Origin of the sequence: Burkholderia sp. AU39826 (assembly GCF_020419965.1) — a bacterium.
Classification (GTDB): domain Bacteria; phylum Pseudomonadota; class Gammaproteobacteria; order Burkholderiales; family Burkholderiaceae; genus Burkholderia; species Burkholderia semiarida.
Genome location: NZ_JAIZQG010000009.1, coordinates 162,183 through 176,519, shown reverse-complemented (window position 1 = coordinate 176,519; position 14,337 = coordinate 162,183). Strand labels below are relative to the sequence as shown.

Sequence of the window (14,337 nt, the reverse complement as noted above, 5' to 3'; positions counted from 1 at the left end):
TGGATTCCGCATACCATAGAAATCGATAAATCAATTTGAATTCGGCGTATTTCATGGTCGAGTAGAGGGATTTTTGGAATGACTTGAGTGGGCAATGTCGACCGTATTAGTATGGCGCCGCACCACGAGGAATGAATGGCGCCGACCATTGTGCACCTGCAGCATGCCGCGACGTCGAGACGCCGCACTCACCGGAGAACGACGATGCCGACCGAAAAACACGTGGTCCCGCTGCCGAATGGTCTGAAGGTCTACGTCGAACGGAACGTGTTCGACCCGGCCTTCGACACGGCGATGCTCGTCAACGGCGCGCTCGCGACGACCGCGTCGTTCGGCCAGACCGTCCAGTATCTCGGCGAGCGGATGAACACGATCTGCTTCGATTTGCCGTATGCGGGGCAGTCGCGGCAGCACAACCCCGGCTGCTCCATCCTGACCAAGGACGACGAAGCCGCGATCCTCCAGTACCTGGTCGAGCGCTTCGCGCCGGCGTTCCTCGTGTCGGTGTCGTGGGGCGGCGTCGCGTCGCTGTTCGCGCTCGCGCGCGGCTGCCCGAGCGTGCGGCGCGCGGCGATCTGTTCGTTCTCGCCGTTCCTGAACGACGCGATGGTGGACTACGTGACGCGCGCCCGCGACCACATCGCGGCGGGCGAGAACCTGAAGGCCGCGCAGTTGCTGAACGACACCGTCGGCCGCTATCTGCCGCGCATCATGAAGCTGTACAACTACCGGTATCTCACGCGCCTGCCGCGCGACGAGCAGGACCAGGTCGCGTTCCACGTCGACCAGATCCTGTCGCTGCAGCCCGAGCGCTATTTCAGCGAGTTCGCGAACATCGGCTGCGAGCTGCTGTTCCTGAATGGCGAGCGCGACGAATACACGACGCCGGCCGACGTGCGGCAACTCGGCGCGCACGTGGCGCGCGCGCGGTTCGCGACGGTGCCGGACGCGGGCCACTTCCTCGACATCGAAGGCCGGGCGCAGCGCGAATCCACCCGTACCGCGCTGCTCGAGTTCTTCTGCGGCGAGGCATCTGCCGCGGCCGGCGTCGCACGTGCCGCCGCGCACGCGTGCGTGCCCGCGCCGATGCATGCGCTTTCGTCGTGACGCCATCCGTCGTGCAGCGGGCGCGTCCCGCGCATCCGAATTCCCATCCCAACGAGGCAGGCCAGCCGTGAATATCGTTCAGACCATCGCCATCGTCGTTCCGTGGGCCGCGTGGCTCGCGTACTGGATCGCCACGTCGCAGGGCGTCAAGACGACCGTGCGCAAGGAGGCGTCGCGCTCGCGCACGCTGCAGTCGATTCCGCTGATCGTCGGCGGCGCGTTGATCATCCTGCCCGATCCGTCGTGGCAGGCGCTCACGCCCGACTGGCAGCGCTTCGGGCTGCAGGCGCAGTGCGGGCTCGCGGTGCTGGTGGCCGGCCTGCTGTTCTCGGTGTGGGCGCGGCTGCACCTCGGCACGAACTGGAGCGTGTCGGTCACGCTGAAGGAAAACCACGAACTCGTCCGTACGGGGCCGTATGCGCTCGTGCGTCACCCGATCTACACCGGCTGCCTGATCGCGCTGGTCGGCGCCGCGTTGATCGGCGGCGAATGGCGCGGCGCGATCGGCGTGCTGCTGGTGTTCGCGTCGCTCGCGTACAAGGTGCGCGTCGAGGAGAGCTGGCTGACCGGGCATTTCGGGCCGGCCTATACGCAGTACCGCCGCGAGGTCGCGGCGCTGATCCCCGGCTTCTACTGACCCCGCGAGGCGCGCGATGGCCAAGATGATCGTGACCGCGATCGGTTCGGCGGGCGACGTGCATCCGCTGCTCGGCATCGCGCGCACGCTCGCCGCGCGCGGCCACGAGGTCGTGTTCTGCACGCATGCGCCGTTCGAGGCGGCCGTGCGCCGCTGCGGCTTCGCGTTCGTGCCGGTCGGCACCGCGGCCGACTACGACGCGGCGATGGCGAACCCGGCGCTGTGGGATCCGCGGACGTCGTTCCGCACGCTGTGGCAGGTGATCGCGCCGACGCTGCGCCCGCATTACGACACGCTGCGCGCGCTGACCGATGCCGACACGGTACTGGTCGGCACGCTGTGGGCGTTCTCCGCGCGCTTCATGCAGGAGCTGCACGGCACGCCGTACGTGTCGGTGCAGGTGTCGCCGTCGACGCTGCTGTCCGCGCATGCACCGCCGACCCACCCGCGCCTGACGATACCCGCGCGCTGGCCGTTGCCGGTGAAATCGGCGCTGATGACGCTGATCGAGCGCCAGGTGCTGGACCGCGTGTGCGGCCCGGCGCTCGACGCGGTGCGCCGCGGGCTCGGGCTTGCGCCCGCGCGGCGCGTGCTCGGCCGCTGGCTGCATTCGACCGACGGCGTGCTGTGTCTGTTTCCCGGCTGGTTCGCGCCGCCGCAGCCCGACTGGCCGTCGAATCATCTGCAAAGCGGTTTTCCGCTGTTCAACGATATCGCGACACCCGACGACGATGTGGCACTCGATGCGTTTCTCGCGGCCGGCGAAGCCCCGGTCGTGTTCACGGCCGGTTCGACGCTCGTCGATCATGCGGCCTATGCGCGCGCGGTGGCGCAGGCGCTGCGCGCGACCGGCGCGCGCGGGATCCTGCTGACACCGCACGATGCGGCGCAGGACGGCGACCGGCTGCTCGTGCGCCGCTTCGTGCCGATGCGCACGCTGCTGCCGCGTTGCCGCGCGCTCGTGCATCACGGCGGGATCGGCACGGCGGCGCTCGCGTGCGAAGCCGGCATCGTGCAGGTCGTCACGCCGTTCGCGCACGATCAGTTCGACAACGCGCAACGCGTCGTCGCGAACGGCTGCGGCGTGCGTGTCGACGGCCCGCTCGACGGCGCGCGGCTCGGCGCGGCGCTCGCGCGCGTGCTCGACGAACCCGCGTTCGCGGTGCATGCGGAGCGCACGCGTGCGCTGCTCGCGGCCGCGCCGGACGGCTGCGGCGCGGCCGCCGATTTCATCGAACGGTTCGTGCCGAAGCGCGGACGAGCGGCCGCGCGGGCCGATGTCGCGGTGGCCGGCGCATGAGCGCCGCGTCGCCGCTTCACGACGGGGCCGCCGCGCCGCCGGCGTTCGACGTGCCGCCCGCGCCGGCCGCGCAGCCGGTGCGCGGCATCCGGCTCGCGCTGCTGACGTTCGCGCTGTCGCTCGCGACGTTCATCGAAGTGCTCGACTCGACCGTGACGAACGTCGCGGTGCCGGCGATCTCCGGCAGTCTCGGCGTATCGAACAGCCAGGGCACGTGGGTGATCAGCTCGTATTCGGTCGCGGCCGCGATCGCCGTGCCGCTCACCGGCTGGCTCGCACGCCGCGTTGGCGAACTGCGGCTGTTCGTCGGCGCGGTGCTGCTGTTCACGCTGACGTCGCTGATGTGCGGGCTCGCGCGCGACCTGCACGTGCTCGTGATCTGCCGCGCGCTGCAGGGGCTGTGTTCGGGGCCGATGGTGCCGCTGTCGCAGACGATCCTGCTGCGCACGTTTCCTCCGACCAAACGTACGATCGCGCTCGCGCTGTGGGCGATGACGGTGCTGCTCGCGCCGATCTTCGGGCCGGTGGTCGGCGGCTGGATCGTCGACAACTTTTCGTGGCCGTGGATCTTCCTGATCAACTTGCCGATCGGGTTGTTCTCGTTCGCGGTGTGCACCGCGATGCTGCGCCCCGACGCGCAGCGCGGCGCGGCCGGCCCGATCGACGTGCCGGGCATCGTGCTGCTCGTGATCGGCGTCGGCTCGCTGCAGGCGATGCTCGATCTCGGCCACGACCGCGGCTGGTTCGATTCGCCGCTGATCGTCACCCTCGCGGTGGTGGCGGCGCTCGCGATCGTGTCGCTGCTGATCTGGGAAGCGGGCGAAGCGCATCCGGTGGTCGACCTGAGCCTGTTTCGCGACCGCACGTTCTCGTTCTGCGTGCTGATCATCTCGCTCGGCATGATGAGCTTCTCCGTGGTCGGCGTGGTGTTTCCGCTGTGGATGCAGGCCGTGATGGGCTACAACGCGTTTCATGCGGGGCTCGCGACCGCGTCGCTCGGCGTGCTCGCGCTCGTATTCTCGATCCTCGTCGGGCTGCATGCGCACCGCTTCGACGCACGCGTGCTCGCGACGTTCGGCTTCCTCGTGTTCGCGGTCGTGCTCGCGTGGGACGCGCATTTCACGCTGAAGATGACGTTCGCGCAGATCGCAGCACCCGGGCTGATCCAGGGGATCGGGCTGCCGTGTTTCTTCATTCCGCTGACCGCCGCGACGCTGTCGCGCATTCCGGACGACCGGCTCGCCGCCGCGTCCAGCCTGTCGAATTTCCTGCGCACGCTGTCGGCCGCGTTCGGCACCGCGATGAGCGTGACGCTGTGGGACAACCGCGCGACCTATCACTACGACGTCGTGTCCCAATCGGTCACGCATGCGTCGGCGAACACGCAACGCTTCGTGCATGCGCTGAACGCGATGGGCGTGGACGGCGTGCGCGAGCTGACGACGCTGCATCACGTCGTGATGCAGCAGGCCTACATGATGGCGACCAACGACATGTTCTGGATGGCGAGCATGACGTGTCTCGCGCTCGCCGCGATGATGTGGCTGACGCGGCCGAAACGCGGCGCGGCCGCATCGTTCGGACATTGAGGAGAGACCATGACGACACTCGGCGCGCTCGTGATCCTGTATCACCCCAGCGACGCACAGCTCGACGCGCTGCGCGCGTGGCGGCACGCGTGCGATGCGCTGCTCGTCCTCGACAACACGCCGCAGGCCGATGCACGGGTGCGCGACCTGTGCGCGCGTGAAGGCATCGCGCTGCTGCATCACGGCAATCGCGGCGGCATCGCGGGCGCGTACAACGCGGGGCTCGCGGCGCTGTTTCGCGACCGCGTCGATGCGGTCGCGCTGTTCGACCAGGATTCGTCGGTGCCGGCCGCGTATTTCCCGACGATGCGCGAGGTTTGCGCGGGGCTTGGCGGGCGCGCGTTCCTCGCCGGCCCGCGCATCTTCGACGAGAACGCGCGCAGCTTTCTGCCGGAACTCGCGACGAACGGCATCGGCCTGCGCCGCCTGCGCATCGAGCCGGGCACGCCGATGCAGCGCTGCGCGTTCCTGATTTCATCGGGCTGCGTCGTGTCGCGCGATGCGTTCGACGTGCTTGGCCGCTTCGACGAGACGCTGTTCATCGATCACGTCGATACCGAATACAGCTTCCGCGCGCTGTCGCGCAACGTGCCGCTCTATGTCGTGCCGTCGCTGGTGCTGTCGCACCGGATCGGCGCGAAACGGCGGCATGCGATCGGCCCTTTTGAAATGACGTCGATGAACCATTCGTGGCAACGGCGCTACTACAGCGCGCGCAATGCGGTGCAGCTCGGGATGCAGTACGGGCTGCGTTTTCCGGTGGCGCTCGTGCCGAACCTGCTGACCGTGTGGCAGGTGGTGCAGATCGCGCTCGTCGAGCGCGACAAGCGCGCGAAGCTGGCCGGCATCCTGTTCGGCGTCGCGGACGGCCTGTTCGGCCGGCTCGGCCCGCTCGAGCGCACGCGGCCGCGTCTGGCCGCGCGGGCGCAGCGCGTTCGGCAGGGGTGACGATGCGTCGGATGAAGCAAGCGGCGGGTTCGCCGCGTGGCGTGAAGGGCGGCGCGATGATCGCGGCCGCCGCGGCATTGCTCGCGTTGAGCGGATGCGTGCCGTCGGGCTTCCTGCCGTCGCTGTCGCTGCGCGCGCCGGCCGACGATGCGCTCGTGCATACCGCCGGCCCCGGCCCAAACGGCGCGTGGCCGGCGCCCGACTGGGTGAAGCAGCTACAGGATCCGCAGCTCGACGACCTGGTGGCCGAGGCGTCGCGGAACAGTCCCGATGTGCAGGTTGCACAGGCGCGGTTGCGCATCGCGCAGGCGCAGCTTCAGCAGTTCGATTCGCTGACCGGGCTGACGGGCACGGCCGGCGCGACGATCAGCCGCGCGCGGATGCCGAAGCCCGGCGACATCGCGGACGTGACGGCCGGCGGCTATCGCGTGCCGGTGCAGATTTTCGGCGATCCGAACGTGTCGCCGTCGTCGATCTTCGTCGGACTGAACTACCAGCTCGACCTGTGGGGCAAGAACCGCGCGGCGACGAAGAGCCTGATGTCGTTGCGCGACGCCGCCGGCGTCGAGGCCGAACAGGTGCGGCTCACGCTGGCCGTCGCGATCGTCACCGTGTATTGCCAGCTCGACCAGGCGTACGCGGTGCGCGACCTGTTGCAGCAGAAGCTGAAGATCAGCCAGCGCGTGACGGCCGTGCTGCGCGAGCGCACCGCGCGTGGCCTCGACAATGCGTACGACGCGAGCGACGCGGCGATCAAGCGCAGCCGCCTGCTCGAACAGATCGCGCTGAACGACGAGCAGATCAAGCTCGCGCAACTGCAACTCGGCGTGCTGTCGGGCCGTGGCCCGGAGCGCGGGCTCGCGCTGCAGCGGCCGCGCGTGGGCGCGTTCGCGGGCGGCGCGCTGCCCGCCCGGCTGCCGGCCGATCTGCTCGGCCGCCGGCCCGACATCGTCGCCGCGCGGCTGCGGGTCGAGGCCGCGTTCGCGAACGCCGACTCGACGCGCGCGCAGTTCTATCCGGATGTGAACCTCGTCGCGCTCGGCGGCGTGTTCGCGCTGACGCCCGCGTCGCTGTTCTCGCGCGATTCGCTCGCCGGCTCCGTCGGCCCCGCGATCTCGCTGCCGATCTTCGATCGCGGCCGGCTGAAGGCGAAGCTCGGCGCGGACGTCGCGCAGGCCGACGTCGCGATCGGGCTGTACAACAAGACCGTCGACGACGCGCTCGGGCAGGTCGCGCAACTCGTCACGTCGCTGCAGACGTCGCAGACGCTCGTCGCGCAGCAGCAGGATGCGGTCGCGGCCGCGCAGAAGATCGTGCAGATCGCGGCGGACCGGCATCGGCGCGGCGTGCTGATGCAGAAGGACGTCGATGTCGCGGATCTCACGCTGATCGACGAGCGCGCGCAAATGATCGCGTTGCTCGGCAAGCAGCGGACGCTGCGCGTCGGGCTGATCGGCGCGCTGGGCGGCGGGTTCGATGCGGACGCGACGGTCGTGCAGGCGCGAGCGCCGGCCGTGCAGCGGGCGCGTGGCGGGGCGGCGGCCAGACGCGGCGCGCCGGCCGCCGTGGCCGCGAACCCGGTAGCGGTAGCCGGCCCGTCGAACGACTCGCCCGCGCGGAGCGTCACGGTTTCACCGGCCATCGCCACGACGAGGGCCGTGTCCGCGCCTGAATCCGCACGACGCGACGACACCACGCGCCCGTCCACGGTCGGTGCGACCCACTCCGACGCGACGCCGCGTGGCACCCCCGTTCTCGCACGTACGGCCTCGGCGAGTCCGATGCCGGGCCCGGCGCCGATGCCCGCGATTCCCGTGTTCCAGCACGATCGTCTGATCGTCACGCAGAGCGACTGATGAACTGATGCACCACGACAACCTTCATTCCGCCGCGCCGCCGGCCGCGGTGAACGACCCGGCCCTCGATGCACGCCGCGCGACGCGCCGCAAGCGCTTCACCGTGTTCCTCGCGATCGTGCTGCTGGCCGCGATCGCGTGGGTCGCGTACTGGCTGTCGAGCGCCCGCTATGACGAAGACACCGACGACGCGTACGTCGCGGGCAGCATCGTGCAGGTCACCGCGCAGATTCCGGGCACCGTGACCGACGTGCAGGTCGCCGATACGCAGGCCGTGCGCGCGGGGCAGACGCTCGTGAAGCTCGATGACACCGAGGCGTCCGTCGCGTTCGCGCAGGCGAAGGCGCAGCTCGCGCAGGCGGTGCGGCAGGTCGCGAACGCGAAAATCTCGAACACGATGTACGTCGAGGCCGTGAATGCGCGCCGCGCCGACCTGTCGCTGGCGCAGCGCGCGCTGGCCGCGCGCTCGGGCGCATCGGTCGAAATCGTCGCGCCGGAAGAACTGGCGCGGGCCCGCGCGGCGGTGGCCGGCGCGCAGGCGAACCTCGCGGCCGCGCAGGCGCAGCTCGACGCGGCGCGCGCGCTCGGCAGCAAGCTTCCCGTCGACGAAAGCCCGGCCGTCGTGCAGGCGGCCGCGCAATTCAAGCTCGCGTACCGGAACCTGAAGCGCACGACGATCGTCGCGCCGGTCGACGGCACGATCGGGCAGCGCTCGGTGCAGGTCGGCCAGCAAGTCGGGCCCGGTGTGCCGCTGATGTCGATCGTGCAGCTCGACCGGCTGTGGGTCGAGGCGAATTTCAAGGAAGGGCAGATTCGCCACATGCGCGTCGGGCAGCCGGTCGAGGTCGTGTCGGATCTCTACGGCTCGCGCGTCGCCTATCGCGGCCGCGTGCAGGGCTTCTCGGCGGGCACGGGCAGCGCGTTCTCGATGCTGCCGTCGCAGAACGCGGCCGGCAACTGGATCAAGGTCGTGCAGCGCGTGCCGGTCGTGATCGCGCTCGATCCGCGCGACCTCGCCGCGCATCCGCTGCGCGTCGGGCTGTCGATGCGCGCGACGGTCGACACGCACGACCGCAACGGCCACGCGCTCGACAGCGAGCCGCCGACGCCGGCCGTCAGCACGCGCGTGCACGACGGCGTCGCGAGCGATGCGGAGGCCGCCGCCGCCGCGATCATCCGCGAGAATCAGCGCGGGTAGCGCCCGCCGTCGCGGCGGCGGCAGGCCGCGAGGGCTGGTCCGACCCCGGTGCGTTTCGCACCTGGGGCGTCCCCGTCGTTTCCCGCCCGACTTTCGTATTTCCGCCATCGATGTCGGCGCCGATCAAACGCATGTCGCGTTTGAGACATCGGCGCCCCTGCCTCCCGGACTACTCTCGAACAGCACGTTGCGTGTGCGCCGCATGAGCCGGCGCGCCGCCGCGCCATCCAACGAGACATGGAGACAATACGATGAGCAGCAATCGAGGTGTCGTCTATCTTGGGCCGGGCAAGGTCGAAGTCCAGAAAATCGATTATCCGAAGATGGTCGACCCGACCGGCCGCGCGATCGGCCACGGCGTGATCCTGAAGGTGGTCAGCACGAACATCTGCGGCTCCGACCAGCACATGGTGCGCGGCCGCACGACCGCGCCGATCGGCCTCGTGCTCGGTCACGAGATCACCGGTGAAGTGGTCGAAGTGGGCCGCGACGTCGAGACGCTGAAGATCGGCGATCTCGTGTCGGTGCCGTTCAACGTCGCGTGCGGCCGCTGCGCGATGTGCAAGGACACGCATACGGGCGTGTGCCTGAACGTGAACCCGTCGCGTGCGGGCGGCGCATACGGCTACGTCGACATGGGCGGCTGGATCGGCGGCCAGGCCGAATACGTGCTCGTGCCGTATGCCGATTTCAACCTGCTGAAATTCCCGGATCGCGATCAGGCGATGGCGAAGATCCGCGACCTGACCTGCCTGTCCGACATTCTGCCGACCGGTTATCACGGTGCGGTGAGCGCGGGCGTGAAGCCCGGTTCGACGGTCTATATCGCGGGCGCGGGCCCGGTCGGCATGGCGGCGGCCGCATCGGCGCGCCTGCTCGGCGCGGCCGTGACGATCGTCGGCGACATGAATGCGGAACGCCTCGCGCACGCACGGGCGATGGGGTTCGAGACGGTCGACCTGTCGAAGGACGCGTCGCTCGGCGAGCAGATCGAGCAGATCCTCGGCGTGCCCGAGATCGACTGCGCGGTCGATTGCGTCGGCTTCGAGGCGCACGGCCACGGTTCGTCGGGCCATTCGGAGGAAGCGCCCGCGACGGTGCTGAACTCGCTGATGGAGATCACGCGCCCGGCCGGCGCGATCGGCATCCCGGGCCTGTACGTGACGGACGATCCGGGCGCGAAGGACAAGGCCGCGCAGCACGGCAGCCTGAGCATCCGCTTCGGCCTCGGCTGGGCGAAGTCGCATTCGTTCTTCACGGGCCAGACGCCGGTGCTCAAGTACAACCGCAACCTGATGCAGGCGATCCTGTTCGACCGGCTGCCGATCGCGAAGATCGTCAACGTCGAAGTGATTTCGCTCGACCAGGCGCCGGAAGGCTACAAGAAGTTCGACGGCGGCGCGCCGCGCAAATTCGTCATCGATCCGCACGGGTTGCTGGCGGCGTGATGCGCTGGCGTTCGACACGCGACGCGTGACGCGAGAACGGGCGGCTCCGGAAACGGGCCGCCCGTTTTTCGTTGCGGGAGCGAAGGGCAGCGCAACGCGGCGACCGGCGACCCCGATCGTGCGGCGTCGCGGCGATCGTCGTCGCGCGCGGGCCCGGGCCACGCTCAGTGGCCGCGATAGAGCTTCGCGATTTCGGCGTGGCTGGCCGCGACGCGACGTGCACGCCCGGTGTGCGCGCTGACGCGGCGGATCGCGCGCGTGCGATGGGCGGTGTCGCGGTTGCCTTTCCAGTCGGCTCCGCGGATTGCGCCGGCGCGCGTCCGGTCAGGTACGCGCAACGATGGCGCGGCCTGCGCAACCGCCATCGGGCGAGCGGGTTTGACGGCGACCGGGGCACCCTGTTGCGGATCGGCCGCCACTTGCGTTGCATCAGGCGAATGGAACGGGTAGACGGGTGCGGGCAAGACCGGCAGGAACGGATCGTTCGACGCGGGCAACCCGGTTTCGGTCGCGACGGCGGCCGGCGCACCGGACCCGCGACAAACGGGATCGGCCTTGCAGGTCTGGTCGACCGTCACGTAGCCGCCGACGAGCAGTACGACCGTGAGGATGCTCAGGATCGGCGCGCTCGACGCGCGCGGCCGCTGGAAAGCCGCGTTGCGCAGCGCGCGGGCGACGCGCGACGACCACGTGTGGAATGACCGCGGCGCATGCGCGGCGTGTGCGTCGGCCGGTCGGCGATCGATCGGCTCGAACGGCCCGTTCCATTGACCGCAGACGGGGCAGTGCTCCAGTGCGCGGAACGCGACGAAGCCGCATTCGCGGCAGCGGCAGCACGTCGCGTGCCGCGATTCGGCGCGCGCATTCAGCACGGCACGCCACGCATCGCGCGCGCGGACGCTTCGAGTGGGCAGGACGCGCATCGTCAGCAACCGATGAACGCTATCGTCGGGCTGCACATCGACGGTCGTTCGCATGCGGCGTTCATGAGATTCTCCATAACATCGGACGCTTGGAACCGTTCGTCCGCGGCTGCCTTCCGCTTCATTGTTTGTCGCCCGCGCGCGAAACGCAAGGCGATTGTCGCGGGTCGCGTGCCGCTCGTTTCGTGCTAACTGCCGTGCCGCTGTCGCGCCGCGAGCGTGCCGAGCGTCTCCAGTGCGCGCTCGACGGCCGGCGTCCACGGTCGTCCGTAGTTGAGTCGCACATAGCGGCGAAAGCCGCCGGTCGCGGAGAAAAGCGGCCCGGGCGCGATGCTGACGCCGCTTTCCATCGCATCGCCGAACAGGTGCATCGCATCCACGTGCGGCGGCAATTCGATCCACAGGAAATACCCGCCGCGCGGCGCGAACACTTCGGTGTCCGCCGGAAAATACGCGCGCACGGCCGACAACATTTGCGCCTGGTGCGCGGCGAGATTGCGCCGCAGCTTGCGCAGGAACCGGTCGTATGCGCCGTCGCGCAGGTAGCTCGAAATCGCCATCTGCGCGGGGACGTCGGCGGCCGGCGCGCTCGCGCCTTTGGCCTGCCGGATCTGCCCCACGAAGCGACCGGCCGCGACCCAGCCGATCCGGAAGCCGGGCGCGAGGCACTTCGAGAACGACCCGCAATGCAGGACGAGCCCGTTATCGTCGTACAGTTTCGCGGGGCGTGTGGGCGCCGTGCCGAACTGCAGTTCGCCATACACGTCGTCCTCGATCAGCGGCACGCCGCGCGACGCGAGCAGGTCGATCAGCGCGCGCTTGCGCTCGTCGGTCAGCGTCGCGCCGGTGGGATTGTGGAGCGACGTCATGAACCAGCACGCGCGCACCGGATGCGTATCGAGCGCCTCGGCGAGCGCGTCGAGGTCGAGGCCCGTGCGCGGGTCGACCGGAATCTCGACGGCCTTCAGGTGCAGGCACTGGACGGCCTGCAACACCGCGTGGAATGCCGGCCGCTCGATCGCGACGATGTCGCCCGGACGTGTCAGCGCCTGCAGACTGAGCGTCAGCGCTTCGATCGCCCCCGTCGTGATGACGATTTCCTCCAGCGGCAGCGACGCACCCGCGTTCAGGTAGCGCAACGCGATCTGGCGGCGCAGCGGGTCGTAGCCGGGCGGCAGGCCCTCCAGCAGTTTCGTGCGATCCATGTGCCGGGCGGCCGACGCCACGTGACGCCACAGGCTGCTCATCGGAAACAGCGAATAGCTCGCGAATGCCGAGCCGAGCGGCACGATGTCGTCGCACTTGAGCGAATCGAGCAGGCGGGGCAGCGCGTCATCGTCGTCGGCTTGCACGGCGGCCGGCTTGCGCGGCGGATCGCGGCCGAACCGTACGTGCTTGTCCGCGAGATTCGCGACGAAATAGCCGGAGCGCGCCCGCGCGACGATCAGGCCCTCGCTTTCCAGCGCGTAGTACGCACGAAACACCGTGGACGGGCTCACGCGATACGCGCGGCATGCCGCGCGCACGGTAGGGATGCGCGCGCCGGCCGCCAGATCGCCGCGCCGGATGGCGTCGGCGATCGTCTTTGCCAGCACCGCATAGCGCTTCATGCGTGCCCTCCGGCCGTTGGACCTCGATGACAAAGAGTAGTACGGCAGCCGTCACGTGCAAGCGCGCCCCATATCGCTGATCCGCATGTTTTGTGAGCGCTCTGATCCTGTTCTTTCGTCTGACAAGCGGGCATCCTCTCGCAAGCTTTGTTCCCGCTGTCCGACCGATACGGAATTCACGCTGCCCGACCGCGAATCCGTGACGCCCGCGCGTGTCGCGCGAGTCCTTTGTTGCGGCGTCCTTACCTTACCCGAAAGCATCCAGCGTGAAACTGAAGACCCTCGTCGCCGGCCTCGTGGCCGGCATCGCCCTCAACCTGTTCGGCGGCGTCGCAGCCGCAGCCTGCGTCAACAATCCCGCCGCCCAGCCGAACGCGACGTTCCCCGCCGCGCTCACCGGAAAGCTCGTCTATCACAGCTACGTCAAGTACGGCGACGGCACGAGCCAGCTTTTCCTCTACGACTTCTCGGCCCATACGCTGACGCAGCTCAGCAAAAGCGCGTGGGGCATCACCGATCCGATGAACGGCGTGTTCAGCCCTGACGGCAAGTGGCTCGCGTTCATGGGCATCAGCAACGGCGCATGGAACGTGTTCATGCTGCAGCTCGGCGCGGGCACGCCGCCCGTCAACATGACGCACAGCACGGGCGCCACGCGCAACGAGGATCCGAAGTTCAGCACGGACGGCAAGACGCTCGTGTTCAAGCAGAACGGCGACGTCAAGCAGGCGACGCTGTCGTACACGAGCGCGGGCCCGGTGTTCACGTCGGTGGTGAGCCTGACGAACGCACCGGCCGGCGCCGAGTACTCGATGCCGTTCCTCGCCCCGGACGCGAGCGCCGTGTACTACGCGACCGGCACCGGCGCGAACATGGGGCTGATGAAGCGCACGCTCGCGACCGGCGCGACCGCCGTGTTCGATCGTCCGGCCGGGCTGCAGACGTACTACCCGACCGTGCGTGCGGACGGCATGGTGTACTACGCACGCTGGAAGGACAGCGGCGGGGCCGACCAGATCTATGCGAAGACGGCCGACCCGGCCTCGACGCCGAGCGCGCTCGCGCTCAACGACTGCATGAGCAACAACTCGGATCCGGCGCCGGTCAGCGGTACGAACTACCTGTTCTTCTCGTCGACGACGGCGGGCGGCTATCAGCTATACGTCGGCGACGTGACGACCGGGCAGCGCTGGAGCCTGTCGCAGTTCGGCGTGAATGCCGACGCAACGAAGGCGAAGCTCGGCGCGAACTACTACGGCGGCCCGGCCGTTACACGCACGCTGCTGTCGCAAGGGCGGCCGGCCGCGGCGTCGGCGAGCTACAACGCGTCGCTGACGCCGGACAAGGCGTTCGACGGCAACACGACGAGCACGCGCTGGGATTCGCCGGAAGGCGCGGGTGTCGATCCACAATGGATCTCGGTCGATCTCGGCGCGACGAAGGCGATCAGCAGCATCGATCTGTACTGGGATGCGGGTGCGCTCGTCTACCAGATCCAGACGTCGAACGACAACGCGAACTGGACGACGATCTACTCGACGAGCAACGGCGTGTCGTACGGGCATGTGACGCTGCCGAACCTGAAGGCGCAGGGCCGCTACGTGCGGATGCTCGGCACGAAGCGGGCGACGCAGTGGGGGTATTCGCTCGACGAAATGCAGGTGTGGGGATCGTAAGCGCAAACGGAAAGCGGCCTTCGAGGCCGCTTTTTTTTTCAGGTA

At 69.1% G+C, this 14,337-nt stretch carries 11 protein-coding genes; 9 read left to right on the top strand and 2 right to left on the bottom strand.

Annotated features, from left to right (window positions below; all coding sequences use genetic code 11):
• The first annotated feature begins 204 nt into the window (after nucleotides 1-204).
• From LGM42_RS18180 to fdhA, 8 genes are all read left to right on the top strand, one after another.
• On the top strand, nucleotides 205-1,107 hold the full coding sequence (locus LGM42_RS18180) for an alpha/beta fold hydrolase (RefSeq protein WP_059642388.1): 903 nt from the start codon (nucleotides 205-207) through the stop codon (nucleotides 1,105-1,107).
• 67 nt (nucleotides 1,108-1,174) lie between these two features.
• Nucleotides 1,175-1,744, top strand: coding sequence for a methyltransferase family protein (locus LGM42_RS18175; protein WP_060011980.1), 570 nt, complete (start codon nucleotides 1,175-1,177; stop codon nucleotides 1,742-1,744).
• Between the two features lie 16 nt (nucleotides 1,745-1,760).
• Nucleotides 1,761-3,044 carry a glycosyltransferase gene (locus LGM42_RS18170; RefSeq protein ID WP_226232811.1) on the top strand — a complete coding sequence of 428 codons (1,284 nt, stop codon included), beginning with the start codon at nucleotides 1,761-1,763 and terminating at the stop codon, nucleotides 3,042-3,044.
• Nucleotides 3,041-4,633 (top strand): DHA2 family efflux MFS transporter permease subunit, encoded by a 1,593-nt coding sequence (locus LGM42_RS18165; protein WP_226232810.1) that lies wholly within the window; start codon nucleotides 3,041-3,043, stop codon nucleotides 4,631-4,633. Before LGM42_RS18170 ends, LGM42_RS18165 begins: the two co-directional genes overlap by 4 nt.
• Nucleotides 4,634-4,642: 9 nt before the next feature.
• Nucleotides 4,643-5,581: a glycosyltransferase family 2 protein gene (locus tag LGM42_RS18160; RefSeq protein WP_226232809.1), complete on the top strand. Its 939-nt coding sequence runs from the start codon at nucleotides 4,643-4,645 to the stop codon at nucleotides 5,579-5,581.
• Between the two features lie 11 nt (nucleotides 5,582-5,592).
• Nucleotides 5,593-7,437 carry an efflux transporter outer membrane subunit gene (locus LGM42_RS18155; protein ID WP_226232808.1) on the top strand — a complete coding sequence of 615 codons (1,845 nt, stop codon included), beginning with the start codon at nucleotides 5,593-5,595 and terminating at the stop codon, nucleotides 7,435-7,437.
• 7 nt (nucleotides 7,438-7,444) lie between these two features.
• The gene (locus LGM42_RS18150) at nucleotides 7,445-8,635 is read left to right on the top strand and encodes an HlyD family efflux transporter periplasmic adaptor subunit (protein WP_226232807.1); all 1,191 of its coding nucleotides are present in this window, start codon (nucleotides 7,445-7,447) and stop codon (nucleotides 8,633-8,635) included.
• A gap of 251 nt (nucleotides 8,636-8,886) precedes the next feature.
• Nucleotides 8,887-10,083, top strand: coding sequence for a formaldehyde dehydrogenase, glutathione-independent (gene fdhA, locus LGM42_RS18145; RefSeq protein ID WP_044844368.1), 1,197 nt, complete (start codon nucleotides 8,887-8,889; stop codon nucleotides 10,081-10,083).
• 164 nt (nucleotides 10,084-10,247) lie between these two features.
• Here fdhA and LGM42_RS18140 read toward each other — a convergent pair whose 3' ends face one another.
• The gene (locus LGM42_RS18140; protein WP_226232828.1) at nucleotides 10,248-11,006 is read right to left on the bottom strand and encodes a hypothetical protein; all 759 of its coding nucleotides are present in this window, start codon (nucleotides 11,004-11,006) and stop codon (nucleotides 10,248-10,250) included.
• Between the two features lie 188 nt (nucleotides 11,007-11,194).
• On the bottom strand, nucleotides 11,195-12,616 hold the full coding sequence (locus LGM42_RS18135; protein WP_089465738.1) for a PLP-dependent aminotransferase family protein: 1,422 nt from the start codon (nucleotides 12,614-12,616) through the stop codon (nucleotides 11,195-11,197).
• Nucleotides 12,617-12,882: 266 nt separating this feature from the next.
• Here LGM42_RS18135 and LGM42_RS18130 point away from each other — a divergent pair, with 266 nt between their 5' ends.
• Nucleotides 12,883-14,292 (top strand): discoidin domain-containing protein, encoded by a 1,410-nt coding sequence (locus tag LGM42_RS18130; RefSeq protein WP_226232806.1) that lies wholly within the window; start codon nucleotides 12,883-12,885, stop codon nucleotides 14,290-14,292.
• Nucleotides 14,293-14,337 lie beyond the last annotated feature (45 nt).